This window comes from Niabella sp. (genome assembly GCF_030150205.1).
In the GTDB taxonomy this organism is placed as follows: Bacteria; Bacteroidota; Bacteroidia; order Chitinophagales; family Chitinophagaceae; genus Niabella.
The window spans coordinates 100682-114663 of record NZ_JASLGT010000005.1 but is presented as its reverse complement, the minus strand read 5'-3'; the positions used below and the strand labels follow the sequence as shown (position 1 = coordinate 114663).

Here is a 13982-nt window from a genome sequence, read left to right as displayed (position 1 = left end):
TGTTTGAAACCGGGATCAAAAAAAGAAGCTGTTATGGCTTCGTCCGATGGCTTTAGAGCCGGAACGTATTATGTATGGCGCAAGGATTTGCCGCTACCGGATTTTAGCTGCCGCTTCCGGTGGGAATTACTTCCAGAAATCCCAGGCCTTCGTGATTATACGCTCCCATCCCGGTATTGAGTAAAAGGTTCAGAAAGTGTTTTCGGGCAGTCACTTTTAATACAAAGTTTAAGCATCCCCGGATCAAACTATGTGTTCCGTCTTCATGGACAATACGTGCAAAACGGAACCGGGCGCTGCTTCCTCCGCTTACTATTTTCGTGGTCAGCAATGCATTTTCCGCGGTCGCCATGTCATAGGTTTCGGCTATTTTTTGTCGCCAGCAGGCATTGAGCGTCGTTATAAATTCCGGCTCCTCCGGAAACAAAAAGCCCGTTCCCGAAGTATTGTGCAATGCCACCGGAGAAACCGGTTTTACAAGTAAAGAGGTAAAGATCCCCTCTTCCGGTATATACTCCGGTTCCGGCAGTTGCTCCAGTGCCTTTATTTTAAATGAAGCTGTGGTATAGGCGTCTCCGATAAAGAGCCGCTCATATTGAAAAAGCCCAATGACAAAGGCACTCATCTGTTCCGGCAAATGCAATCCAAGATAGAAGGAAAGTTCTTTATTCAACAACCACAACCGGTCGTCTTCCGGCTTAAACGCACAATGCATATTTGAAAAGGAAAAAAGCCGGGCATCCTGCCGGTAGCCCTCTTCATGCGAAAAGGTTGCTGCGGCCAATTTACTTTTAGAAAGAATACGCCGGATGGCTGCAGCCAGGGAGCCCTGGTAGTGTATGGGCAACGCCGATAAACGGGCTGCTTGCAATTTTACTAGAAAACGCATTCCAAATAAAACACAAATTAGCTATTTTAAAATATAACAATTTCGTAATAAAAATATTAAACTTAAAAACAAAATATCGACTTAAAAACGAATTTATTATTAAAATATATATAATAGGCTAATAAACCGAACCAGTTCTTGCTATTTTTTATTTCTATGGAAAAATAATTAGCTGTCCCGGATACCGGTAAACGAGGCCGAAGGTCATGGTTGGCCTTTTATGCCGGGAAGCAAACGTGGATAAAGACCGGGTTATTTCTTATTCTCTGCAGTAACCAGGGTTGTATCCGTTGGCAGTATGGGTACCGCGTAGCCTCCGGAATCCAGTACCGTTTTAGGGAACCATTGTTTTAACTGCACCCATCCGGTACTTCCAATGCCGGACTTATAAAGATAGAGGGCCCTCAACGATTTCAGGTCCTTCAACGCGGCCAATCCTTTTTCCGTAACCTTTGTACCTACCAGATTTAATACCTGCAACTGCTCCAATGCTTTCAGATGTACCAGCCCGGCATCTGTTATTTTTGTATTGGCCAATTGCAACCGCGTGAGATGGATCAATTTTGCAACGGCGGCCAATCCTTCATCCGTAATATTGCTTTCCGCCAGTTTCAGCCATACGACCTGTTTCTTTATGGGCTCCAGGAGCGTAACCAGTTCCTGCGCCTGGCTGCCAGCCGTAACAAAACTCACCGAAAGATAGTTGGTTTCATTGGAAACGGGCACTGCCATAATACCGGCATCCTTTAGCTTTTTCAGCACCGCTTCATCCGCAGCTCCTACTTCGTCTTGTGGCAGTTCGTTCTTTTTTGCAATATTGCCGGAGCCCCCGGATTGCAGGGCCGCTAATACCGGTTTTATTTTATCCGGCTGTGGTAATTCTTTTACCTTTTTTGTAAAGCTGTTTCTGCTACTTACCCACCAGCTCAAAATGGCCACTTCGTTGGGGCTTAACTGCGGTTTTTCTTTGGGCGGCATATGATCATCATCACTCAGCGGCAGCAGCAAGCGTTTAATGAGGGCGCTCTCATCCGGTTTACCGCTTACAATGGCCTTTCCATCTTTTCCGCCTTTCAGTATCTGTGCTTCGGCATCCAAACGTAGTTTGCCTTTTTGTTTGCTGCTGCCGTGACAGCTATAGCATTTTCGCTGCAATAACGGCTGTACCACATCTGTATACAAAACCGCTTCCTGTATGTTTGGGATCGGTTTCATTTCCTGCTCCGCGCCTGCTCCATTTAAACCTGCGGTCAGATAATCGGCGCCATGGGTCAGGGAGCCACCCAGGTGTCCCGTAATCATGATCAATAGCAGCACTACAATTGCGCCCAGGCGGGCATACCGGAACGCCAATGAAAACCGGTTTAAAAAATACAAGACCAATGATACCGCAGCTGTAGCAATACCCATCCACTGATGTTGTGTTACCAGCGCGTCATCATAATCACCGCTTAAAGACAGCAGATAGCCGGTAATACAGGAGGCAATGGCCGTCATAGCGCCCCAAAACAACAATACCGGAATGGCCGGCTTTAGTAAAGGAAAACGCTTTGCAAACAATTGAAATAAACAAGCCATCAATAAGATCCCGATAGGCAGGTGCACCCACACAGGGTGAAATCGTCCGATAAAATCCACAAATGCAAGCATCGTCATAAACAATTATTGATACCGGTTTCTAAGGGTTTTCATCATATGTACATTAATGGCCCATTGGTCGGCTACCGGTTGCTGCGTGTAAGGCAATACGGGCATGTATGTGGGAGGGCCAAATTCAGTGAGTACCGTCATGGTTTCTCCCCGCTGCCGTTTCCTTGTGGCAACCACATCCCACCAGTTGAAGTGCTGTTTTACCACCGCTTCCCATTCCGGCGCCCGCGGGTCGTTTACCTGCGGTCCTTCAGCATGGCCGATCCTTGCGTGAATATGTTCGGTTTTAGCCAGGGCCAGCGCTACGGTTTCCTGCTGATCACCCAACATGCTTTCATGTACATTGCACCAGTGGGAAATATCGAGTGTTAATTTTAACGAGGGATTTTTTTCAATAAACTGCCGCGCCACATGTGCTGCAAACAGCATCCGCGAGCGATGGGTTTCGTGGCAGATGGTAATTCCTGTTTGTGCAGAAAGCCCGCTGGTAAAATCGATGAATGCCTTGTTTTCTTCATAGCTGAAATGATCCCTTCCGGAATGGCAATTGATGTATACCGGTTTTTGAGCGGAGTTCCTCGTCGCTGCAGTAGCGGATTTCTTAAAAGATTCCAGGTGCTCTTTCCAAACGGGCTGATAGCCACCGCAAAGAAACCCTACCTCCAGCTGATATTTCTGTAATGCATCAAACAGTTCTTTCTGTTGTGCCGCTTCTCCCGGCCACCAAACTTCAATGCCATTATAGCCTTCTTTTTTTGCCGCGGCACAAAAAGCCTCTGCAGACCCGTTAAATCCCCAATTGGTTGCCAGCACCATCAGCCGGAAGCCTGCTTTTGCAGGCGCTTTCAATTGTTCAGGCTTTGTCATTAGATCTCCGTAAGGCAAAAACAAACCCGCTGCAGCCGCAGCGGATGATGATTTTAAAAAACTTCTTCTGCTATGGTTCATATGCTGCAATCGTTTGTGGACAGTCAAATTTACGGCATTGATATGGCATATACTCATACCAATGAAAGTAATCCGCTTTTTTTGTACCTTAGTATTTCTTCTTAAAAAGAACAAAAAATGTCTTTTGTTAATACAGCCATACTTACAAAAAAAGCCAACCTCGCAGTAAAACAACTACGGTCCCGGCAGCTTTCCAAAGGCTTACCGTTTATGATCAATTCCAGGGAGCTCCAGGATGATACTTGTTTTCTGGAATATCCTGACGGAAAAATAAAGCTTGTTCGCCAAAACAGGGCAGGAACTGAGTTTGTTGAAATACATACATTAAGTGCCGAAGCGGCCCGGCAAATACGGGTTCGATACAAACTGGTATAGACATCATGCCAGGGCTGTATATTATAACCGGGTCGAACGGAGCTGGTAAGTCTACAGTCGGATACAGTTATTTTCCTGAACATATCACTTCAATTTTTGATGGGGACAAACTGTACCTTGAAACCAAAAGCAGGCTATGGAAAGATGGTATCAAAGTTCAAAAGGAATTAAACATTCGTGCTTCTGACTTTGTAGAAAAGGAGTTCCTCCGGTTAGCTGAAGCCGCCCTGAAAAGCAAGACTGACTTTGCGTATGAGGGACATTTTTCAAAAGAGGAAAGCTGGAACATTGTGAACGTGTTTAAAAAAGAAGGATACTCGCTGCATCTTGTGTTTTTCTGTCTTAATAGTCCGGAGCTATCTTCAAACCGTGTTTTAATAAGAGCAAAAGAAGGGGGACATTTTGTAGATGCGCTAACCCTGCGCGAGAATTTTTTTGGCAATCTGGAGCAATTAAATAAACGATTTAAAATATTTGACACTATTTTTATTTTAGACACTTCCACAATGGAGCATATGCAACTTATGATCATCAACACGGGAACTGTTCAGGAGAGTGTCACTGCGGACCAATTACCGGAATGGTTTCATAAAACGCTTCCCGATCTTGTTGCATTAATCTGATCCTAATATAAGAAAATGCAATTCCGGATATTACGCAATGATCTCCTGAATCACCTTACCGCCCACATCGGTCAGGCGGAATGGCCGGCCCTGGTAGGGATAGGTAAACTGTTCGTGATCAAATCCTAACTGATTTAAGATGGTTGCCTGAATGTCATAGGCATCTACTTTTCCGCTTACTGCGCTATACCCGATCTCATCAGTTTCGCCATGCGTATAGCCTTTTTTAATACCGCCGCCAGCCATCCAAATGGTAAATGCCTCCGTGTGATGATCCCTTCCCTTGAAGGGGTTTTGTGCCCCGTTCCTGTTTTCCATCATCGGGGTACGTCCAAACTCGCCGGCCCATACTACCAGGGTTTCATCCAGCAGGCCTCTTTGCTTCAGGTCCATCAGCAAGGCTGTAACGGGTTTATCCACGCTCCTGTACTTATTGATGATGCCGATATTGAGCGCATTGCTGGCATTGTCGCCATGCGCGTCCCAACCCCAATCGAACAGCTGCACAAAACGCACCCCCTTTTCCACCAGCTTGCGCGCCAGCAATACATTATTGGCAAAACAGGCTTTTCCCGGTTTTGTGCCATACATATCGTGGATGTACTGCGGTTCATCATTAATGTTCATGACATCCGGCGCTGTGATCTGCATCCGGTAGGCCATTTCGTATTGCGAGATGCGGGAAAGGATCTCCGGGTCATTATAATCCTGGTACTCCTGCATATTGGCCTGGTTAACGGCTTCTATGGATGCCTTGCGCAGATCTCTGCTCATACCGTCCGGATCCTTTATGAACAATACAGGATCGCCTTCACTGCGGCATTGCACGCCCTGGTATACCGAAGGCAAAAAGCCACTACCCCAAACGCTTTTACCGGCATCGGGAAAACTTCCGCCGCTGGTAAGCACCACAAACCCGGGCAGGTTCTGATTTTCCGTGCCCAGGCCATAGGTTACCCAGCTTCCGATACTGGGCCTTCCCAACCGCGGGCTTCCGGTATGCACCAGCAACTGCGCAGGGGCGTGATTAAACTGGTCGGTTGTTACCGCCTTGAGAAAAGAGATCTCATCCACCGCCTGTGAAAGATGCGGAAGGTGCTCGCTCACCCAGGCCCCCGACTGGCCGTGCTGCGCAAAAGCGGCCTGCGGTCCCAACATCTTGGGAACACCGGTAATAAAAGCAAACTGTTTTCCTTCCAGAAAGGAGGGCGGACAATCCTGCCCATCCATTTTTGACAGTTCCGGTTTGTAATCAAAAAGTTCCAGTTGAGAAGGAGCGCCGGCCATATGTAAAAAGATAACACTCTTTGCCTTTCCAAAAAACGGGGAAGCCTTGGGCAGTAAGGGATGTGCCGGATCAAATACAATGGAGTGCGCAGCTTTCTTTTTGCCACCGCAGCCGCCCAACAACGATCCTATGGCCAGTGCGCCCAGGCCCATGGCACTCTCTTTTATAAAATGACGCCGCGTGTGGGTACGCATCACCATTTGTTCGGCCTCCTTTACCAACCGCTGATCAATAAGGTCTTTTTTTGTCATTGTAATCCTTTTGTGCGTTGTTTAATTTTTCACAACTACTTCATCCAAATTCAACAGGGCATTGGCCACCACTACCAGGGCCGCCGTAGCCGGTACCGCTTTCTCCTGCTGCCCCCCTACCATGGCCATCGTTTTCCCGGTATCTGACCGGAATTCTTTCAGGGCTTGCTGATACAGGGTTTCAAACACCTTCAGCTTATCCTCCTTTATCGGCTTGTATAATATCAGATTGTATCCCTTTTGTATCTGTGCCACCACGTCTCTACCGCCCTCCTGCTCCATCCGGTATGCCAAATGCCGCGCCATATCAATATAGGCTGAATCATTGAGCGTTGTTAACGCCTGCAGCGGCGTATTGGTCTTTATCCGCCGCGCCGTACACAATACCCGCTGTACCCCATCAAAGGAAATCATGGAGGGATAGGGAGCCGTGCGTTTCCAATAGGTATAAACCGCCCGCCGGTACTGGTCGTCCCCGGCACTGTTCAGCCAGCGCGCACCATTATAGGGCGAAAGCCAGATACCATCCGGCTGCCAGGGCATTACACCCGGTCCATACATTTTGGAGCTCATTAAACCGCTAATGCAGAGATTCTGATCCCGCAGCTGCTCCGCACTTAACCGCACCCTCGGCCCTCTTGCATAAAACTTATTTGCCGGATCTTTTTCCTTGAGCTCGGGGGTTAGCCTTGAATCCTGCCGGTAAGTGGCGCTCATCACCATTTCCTTCAGCAATTTTTTGATGCTCCATTTATAGTCGTTCATAAACCTCCAGGAAAGATGATCCAGCAGCTCCTTATGTGTGGGCAGCATACCCTGGGTGCCCATATCTTCCAGCGTTTCCACAATGCCCGTTCCAAACAGCTGTTCCCAGAGCCGGTTCACCATGGTTCTGGACACCAGGGGATTCCGCTTGTCGGTAAGCCAAAGGGCCAGTCCCATCCGGTTTTTAGGTGCATTGGCCGGCATGGCAAATTTTAGCGATTGGGGTACCGCCGGTTCTACTTCTTTTCCTAAAGTGAGCCGGTTGCCTCTTTCAAATACATGAGTTTGCCGTTGCATCCAGACAGGATTTTCCACCATCACCGGTGTAGTGGTAACGGAAGCATTCAGCAGGTTCCAGTACGTTTTTTTGTGTGCCTCAAAATCAGGCGTACCTTTTTCCGGCAGCTCCGGAAGAAATCCGAACCAGTCGAAAGTGGCCATGATATCGTCTCCCCTCTCCGTTGGATTTTGATAGGTTACATATACGTCATGAACGCCTGTTGATGCAATCGTGTTTGCCACACCATAATGCCATCGGTCTTCGGGCTGCACCACATAGGTACCCAGAATTTCACCCGCCGGATGATCTTTCCTGAACACAATGCTGCCGCCCGGCTTGTTGGAGCGGAACATAAAAACGATTTGCCCCATACCGTCCAGCTGAATGTGTTTCAGGCGGGCATGAGACTGGTTGCGCATATTTAGCGGCCCATTTTTATTGGTAGGCAGCGCATTCTTTAAGCTATCGGCAATGGTTGCATAAAAAGCCGGTTGCAGGGTTTTCAAAAAATGACGGACCCGCTCCGACTGTTCTTCCGTGCCATTATCTTTGATCCAGCGGGTTAATTGTGTTAATTCATTTTTAAGCGAATCGTTGTATTCTCTCAGAACCGGGTACTCGCCGGGGATATCGTTGTCCCGTGTGTTATTAAAGTACGCCATGAATTTGTAGTACTCATCATGACGAAACGGATCATAGGGATGGCTATGGCATTGCACACAGGAAAACGTGGTGCCCATCAATGATTCCCAGGTTGTATTTACCCGGTCCATTACGGCCGCCACCCGGAACTCTTCATTATCGGTGCCCCCTTCATCATTGGTCATTGTATTGCGGCTGAATGCCGTTGCGATGTATTGGGCATCGGTAGCTCCCGGAAAGAGGTCTCCGGCGATCTGCTCGGTTAAAAAGACATTATAGGGTTTATCTGCATTAAACGCGTCAATCAGCCAGTCGCGGTACCGCCAGATATTGCGCCCGCCATCCGATTCATATCCCTTGGTATCTGCATACCGCGCAAGATCCAGCCACATGGAGGTCCATTTTTCACCAAAGTGCGGCGAGGCCAGCAATGCATCCACCAGGCGCTCATATCCCTTGTCATCGCTGTTTTTCAGGTATTGATCCGCAATGGCAGCAGAAGGGTACATCCCGATCAGGTCGAGGCTCACTCTTCGCAACAGGGTTTGCGGATCTGCCTGTGCCGCGGGCTTCAGATCGCGGGCATCCAATTGTTCATAAATAAACCGGTCCACATCATTCCGCACCCACGAATTGGTTTCATCCGGTACGGCGGTTTGTTTTACGGGCAGATATGCCCAATGATCGCCCCATTGTGCCCCCTGTTTAACCCAGCGGCGCAGGATACTAATTTCGTCCTTGCTCAACGGCTCGTGTTTATACGGCATGCGCTCTTCGGGATCCTTTAAGGTAAGCCTGCGAATCATTTCGCTGTTATCCGGATCACCCGGAATAATGGCTGGTTTGCCGGATTCTGTTTTTGCCAGGGCTTCTTCCCTGAACAATACGCTAAAACCGCCCTTTGCTTTTACGCCCCCGTGACAGGTGATGCATTTTTTATTCAGAATGGGTTTTACATCGGCGCTGAAATCTACTTTTTTTGACCGGCTGGTAAAGCAGGCAGCAATGCCCGTTATTATCAAAACGGCCAACACCAGCAGCATCTTTCTGTTGTAATAAAAATGAGCCATCGTATTTTGCAATCATTAATCGAACCGGTCCGGGAAAATTCATCCGCACACAGCCGCTCCCTCTTCTCAAACTTACTAAAGTTTGATCTTTCACTAAAGAAAAGTTGTCGTTTTTAAGCGGGGACTGGCAAATGTGAAACGATTCTATCAAAAACCGATACTTTTTTACCATGCACCGTGCGGTGCATGGGTGTTGCCGGTTACCGGGTATTGCATTATTTGTTTGTGCTGCAAAACGGCAACGTGGTGACCGATCCCGCTGTTTCTTGATCTACGTGATATTGAACCAGCATCCAAATTATCTTTATAGGGTGTACCTACGGCACACCTAATGATCTTCGGCCGTAACCCGGCTACCAATAGATTGTTCCGATGGAACAAAAAATGCGAAATGGTTTTGGGCACGTCACTCTTCGTATTTGGATATTGTTTATGAATGCTTGCCGCTTTTAGAACCCTATATTAGAACAGTTCACCTGCTGCATACCGGCTACCCCAATAGATTGTTCCGATGGAACAAAAAATGCGAAATGTTTTTGGGCTCATCACTCTTTGTATTTGGATATTGTTTATGAATGCGGCGGACGACCTACTTTTACTCTTTTGCGGGCTCAAATTTCCAGTAAAATTTTGCACTTCCTTCTTCAACAGGGTCAAACCGCATTTCCAGCGGCGCCGTTGCATCGGACATATAGGCTCGTAAAGCATCGCCGTTATTTTTTATGCTTTTAATATACCAAAGTTCCGCTTTGCCTGGTACCGGTATTATTTTATAGGAGGATACATTCCCTTCCTTATAGCTGACAATAGGTGTGCGGTCGCTGATGCCGGGAAACGGCTGAAACCAGAGGTCCTCAGCATCTCCTGCCAGTTTTATGGTATAGATGATGTTCTTTGGCGTTCCGCTTTTGGTAACCACCCATTTCTGCAAACCACTGCGGCGGAAGGGCTTCAGAAATACATTCTGCCCAAGCGAAGCGGCTTCCGGTGTTAGCGCTACATTTCCGTTAACAAGGAAGTAGGTACCACTCGCAAGCTGCGGATCATTGGTTACAGCAGCAGCCGGCGCTTTCTTTGTTTGTGCAAATGCATTACTGGTGATCATGCAGGCAACAGCAATTAGCAGAGGGGATATAAACTGCTTCATGTTTGTAGGTTTTAATCTGTAAAATTAACGACACTGCAAAAAAAACAGGATCCCCAAATTGGGTGAGTCCTCCGCCCCTAGTTGATACAACAACTATGAGCCAAAGACTGTATTACCATCTTATTCATCCCAGCCGGCATTAGTATGCTTTTACCCGGCAACTGTCAGTATTTATAATATTCCCGCATTCTTTTAATAAACAATTCTTTTTTCCTGCGGGAGATTTCCACTTCATGATTATTGGTCATCATCACCGTTCCGCCTTCACCGCGGATGTATTCTTTAATATGTTCGAGGTTGACGAGGAACGATTTATGCACCCGTACAAAGGAGCTATCCTCCAGCAGCGTTTCATATTCAAAAATGGGTTTGCTGGAACAAAGGGTACTGCCGTTGGCCAGGTAGAAGTTGGTGTAATTGCTGCTTGCCTCGCAATAGATGATATCCGGAATCTCAATCACTTTAACGCCCCGGAGGGAAGGCACACATAGTTTCATTTTCTTTATAGCACCGTTCTGCTGCAGGTTATGCAAAAAAGCGTTCAGCTGCATGCCCTCATTTTTGTCGGCGATCCGTTTCGCGGCACGCTGTACCGCTTCAGCGAGGAGCTCGTCCTCCACCGGTTTTAAAAGATAATCAACGGCGCTAAACCGGAAGGCCTGCATCATATAGCTGTTGTGTGCGGTTACAAAAATGATCTCGAATGAGATCCGGTCCAGGCTGCGAAGCAGGTCAAATCCGTTTTTTCCCGGCATGGCAATGTCCAGGAATACCAATTGCGGCCGCAACTGTTCTATTTTTTCGATGGCATCTTCCGCATCCTGGCAGCAGGCCAGGATATGGACCTCGGGGCAATTGAGCTGCAACAACTTTTGCAGCGAGGAAAGACCTCTGGGCTCATCATCCACGAGCAGGGCAGTAACAGCGTTCATGATCTGTTTATTTGATGGGGAAGCAATAATTGTACAACCGTTCCGGTTCCGGTATAGGAATCAAGCGCAGCTTTATCATCGATATGCACACTGCAGCGGAGGGCATACTTTTCATTCAGCAACCGGATACGGTTGGTAATATTTTCAATACCAACGGAATGGTGGGTTTTACTCCCGTTGGCCTTATTTTTAAGGGATTGCCGGATGCCGATACCATCGTCTTCCACAACGCAAAGCAGCTGTGTTGCCTGTTTTTTAAAATCGATCCGGATATTAATGTTCTTCCGGGTAGCTGTGGTGCCATGCCAGAGCGCATTTTCCACAAAGGGCTGAATCAGCATGGAAGGCAGCATCACTTCATCGGGGTCCAGGTCGTCATCTGCCAGGATACGGCAGGTAAATTCTCCGTTGCGGATCTGTTCCATTTCTATATAGCGGGTAAGATGATCCATTGTTTGACGGAGCGTAACAAAGGGCACGCCCGACTGGTCGAGGGTTATCCGGATGAGGCCGGCAAATTTTCCCAAGAAATGAGAGGCTTCCTTGTTTTCATTACTCAGGATCATTTCCCGTATGCTATTCAGACTGTTAAACACAAAATGAGGATTCATTTGTGCCCGCATGGCCATCATCTCTGCTTCTGCTATTTGCTGCTTTAAACCGGCCTCTTTTTTTATTACCCGGATGCGTCTTCTGATTACCCAGGCAGCAATACCTGTAAGCAGGCATAGAACCACTACTATAAACCACCATTGCTGCCACCAGGGTGTACGAATGGTAAAGGGCATCGTGCTGATATCGTCGCCTCCCTTTCCGTCACTGTTTGCGGATTTCAGCTCAAACACATAATCGCCAGGAGGCAGGCTGGTAAAGTCGGCCACATTCCCGGTAGCAAAGGGACTCCAGTTATCCGTTAAGCCTTTAAGCCGGTAACTGAACCGGTTATTTTTTTCGTTGGAATAATTCGTAACGGCAAATTGGAATGTAATAAAATTTTCATTGTGCTGAAGCTGCAGCGGTCTGCCTTCCAAAACGGAGCGGGGGCTACCATTTACTACCATACCGGTAACCATCGGCCGTGGACTGAAATTGTTCGACTTTAATGCCGCGGGTTGAAAGAAAGTAATACCTCCCATCCCTCCAAAGTAAAGCATGCCATCGGTATCTTTAAAAGCAGCAGCAGTATTGTACTCCAGGAAGCGAAGCCCATTGGAGATGTCGTAATGTTGCCGGACTTTATAAGCAGCATCTACTTTATACAATCCGAAATTGGTGCTTACCCAATAAAAGCCGTCATCGTCTTTTAGCACGGCATAACAAACGCTCGACCGGTTCCGGGTCTCCGGTACGAGGTGATGGATTATTTTTTGCTGCCGGTAATCGTAGACGATCACTCCGTCATCTGTTGCCAGCCATAGCAGGTTGCCATCTTTTAACAGGTGGCGCACAAATAACGAAATATGATTCACTGGTGTTACCGGTTTAAGACGGTTCCCGGGATAGCTATACTGTAGTAGTCCGGCACCTTCCGTGCAGATCCATACCGTATTATCTTCGTCTTCATACATATACCGCGGTGTATATACCGGAGTTGTTATTTGCGCACCGGCATGCGCCAGCTCCAGCTGCTGGCTCCAGCGTCCGGAGGCCGGGAAGAAATACCATAACCCGTTTTCCGTAGCCACCAGCATATTGTTTGCCTGTTTCAGTTTTAGCAGGGCCACGGTTCTGTTCAGCGCTATTAAACCATTGTCCTGGTAAAAGCGCACCTTCCCCGTATGTGGGTTATACTCCATAGGGCCGGAAACCGTAGCGGCCCATATATGTCCGTCTGTATTTTCCGTTATATTGTACACCATACTGTTAACCCCGTTAATGGTTGCAGGTTGTGTTATGGCCGTTATGGTACCGGCAGACCGGTTCCACTCCAATATCCCATGGCTTTGGGTGCCAATATACAACCGGCCGTTCCGGGCTTTATACATCATGTAAACCGATTTTTCGGGCAGTGCTTTTTGGGGCCAGCCCATTTCACCCAGGTAGCCGAATTGCTGACGCATGGGATCGTACTTAGCAATACCGCCACTAAGACCAAACCATGTAATACCTTGTTTATCTTTATACGCGTCTAATATAAAATCCGTGGCCAGAGAGCCAGGGTCGTACGGGTTCTTGGCAACCCGCTGTACGGTTGCCTCTTTAATATGATACCTGTAAATACCACTGCCCCTGGATCCCGCCCAAATACGCCCATTATCTTCCTGTAAAAAAACATTAATACCGCCCGGCATTGTTTTTATTAAATGAATATTTTTTTCATCGTCCATGGATTGGCTCATATAGTAGCAATTCGACGAAAGGGTACCAATCCAAAGCAGATCATTGTGTGCATACAGCTGGTTGATTTGTGTAAATACCGTGTTGGCACATTTCCGTACGGGTATGTACCGGTTCTCCGATGGTTTTAAAATATAGAGGGAATGCAGCAATGACATTACAACCTCACCCCTGTATCTTACAATGGACGTTACACTTTCCCTGTTGGTGACGTCATCAAAATAATAAGCGCTGGTCCGGGTTTGCAGGTTCAGGTGCAGCAGGCCTTTCCGGGGAGTGATGATCCAGTATTCATTGGGCTCAAAACTCACGATCTTTTTTACCGGCATGGTATCCAGCATGGCAGCGAATGGATATACAGCAGATATGCGCTGCAACGAATCGCCCCGCCGGTTATACAAACAAACGCCTCTTGTGGTACCTACCCACAGCAATTTTTCCCGGTCATCAAAGAACAATGAAGAAACATGGTTGGCTGGCAGCAGGCGGTCGCCGGCCTGCTGTTTCAGGTACACTCTAAATTCCCGCCCGTCATAGCGGTTCAATCCATCCTGGGTTCCAAACCACATAAAGCCCAGGTCATCCTGGGCAATACTATAGCAACTGTTTTGTGAAAGGCCCTGCTCTGAGGTATAATTTTCAAAATATAAGGGCTGCGCAACCAGGTGCTCCGCATTAAGGAACATACAAAAATAAATCCCGGTGATCAAAGTAAGACCGCTTCCTTTCCAGGTGTCCTTAATGCAATCATTTATGGTTCTTAAAAAGTTCAAGCAGGTATCATT

Annotated in this window: 10 protein-coding genes; 2 read left to right on the top strand and 8 right to left on the bottom strand. The window is 47.5% G+C overall.

All coding sequences use genetic code 11. The features are described 5' to 3' along the window. Positions 1-103 precede the first annotated feature (103 nt). The 3 genes from Q1V85_RS04070 to Q1V85_RS04060 all read right to left on the bottom strand — a co-directional run bounded on the left by Q1V85_RS04070 (position 104) and on the right by Q1V85_RS04060 (position 3487). Positions 104-889, bottom strand: a complete 786-nt coding sequence (locus Q1V85_RS04070; RefSeq protein ID WP_300597709.1) for a CRISPR-associated endoribonuclease Cas6 — start codon at positions 887-889, stop codon at positions 104-106. Positions 890-1141: 252 nt separating this feature from the next. Then, complete coding sequence (locus Q1V85_RS04065; RefSeq protein ID WP_300597707.1) at positions 1142-2545, bottom strand: c-type cytochrome domain-containing protein; 1404 nt, start codon at positions 2543-2545, stop codon at positions 1142-1144. 6 nt (positions 2546-2551) lie between these two features. Continuing rightward, positions 2552-3487 carry a TIM barrel protein gene (locus tag Q1V85_RS04060; RefSeq protein WP_300597705.1) on the bottom strand — a complete coding sequence of 312 codons (936 nt, stop codon included), beginning with the start codon at positions 3485-3487 and terminating at the stop codon, positions 2552-2554. Between the two features lie 117 nt (positions 3488-3604). Here Q1V85_RS04060 and Q1V85_RS04055 point away from each other — a divergent pair, with 117 nt between their 5' ends. Beyond that, the gene (locus tag Q1V85_RS04055) at positions 3605-3862 is read left to right on the top strand and encodes a hypothetical protein (RefSeq protein WP_300597703.1); all 258 of its coding nucleotides are present in this window, start codon (positions 3605-3607) and stop codon (positions 3860-3862) included. Between the two features lie 5 nt (positions 3863-3867). Beyond that, positions 3868-4485, top strand: a complete 618-nt coding sequence (locus Q1V85_RS04050) for a zeta toxin family protein (RefSeq protein ID WP_300597701.1) — start codon at positions 3868-3870, stop codon at positions 4483-4485. A gap of 30 nt (positions 4486-4515) precedes the next feature. Here the strand turns inward: Q1V85_RS04050 and Q1V85_RS04045 are convergent, their stop codons facing one another. The 5 genes from Q1V85_RS04045 to Q1V85_RS04025 all read right to left on the bottom strand — a co-directional run bounded on the left by Q1V85_RS04045 (position 4516) and on the right by Q1V85_RS04025 (position 13970). Beyond that, positions 4516-6024 carry a DUF1501 domain-containing protein gene (locus Q1V85_RS04045; RefSeq protein ID WP_300597699.1) on the bottom strand — a complete coding sequence of 503 codons (1509 nt, stop codon included), beginning with the start codon at positions 6022-6024 and terminating at the stop codon, positions 4516-4518. A 21-nt stretch (positions 6025-6045) separates the two neighbouring features. Beyond that, positions 6046-8781 carry a DUF1553 domain-containing protein gene (locus tag Q1V85_RS04040; RefSeq protein ID WP_300597697.1) on the bottom strand — a complete coding sequence of 912 codons (2736 nt, stop codon included), beginning with the start codon at positions 8779-8781 and terminating at the stop codon, positions 6046-6048. Positions 8782-9376: 595 nt separating this feature from the next. Further along, on the bottom strand, positions 9377-9928 hold the full coding sequence (locus Q1V85_RS04035; RefSeq protein ID WP_300597695.1) for a hypothetical protein: 552 nt from the start codon (positions 9926-9928) through the stop codon (positions 9377-9379). Positions 9929-10092: 164 nt separating this feature from the next. After that, a complete protein-coding gene (locus Q1V85_RS04030) occupies positions 10093-10860 on the bottom strand; it encodes a LytTR family DNA-binding domain-containing protein (RefSeq protein WP_300597693.1) in 768 nt (255 codons plus the stop codon). Beyond that, entirely contained in the window at positions 10857-13970 is a 3114-nt protein-coding gene (locus Q1V85_RS04025; protein ID WP_300597691.1) for a two-component regulator propeller domain-containing protein, read from the bottom strand. Before Q1V85_RS04025 ends, Q1V85_RS04030 begins: the two co-directional genes overlap by 4 nt. Positions 13971-13982: the final 12 nt, after the last annotated feature.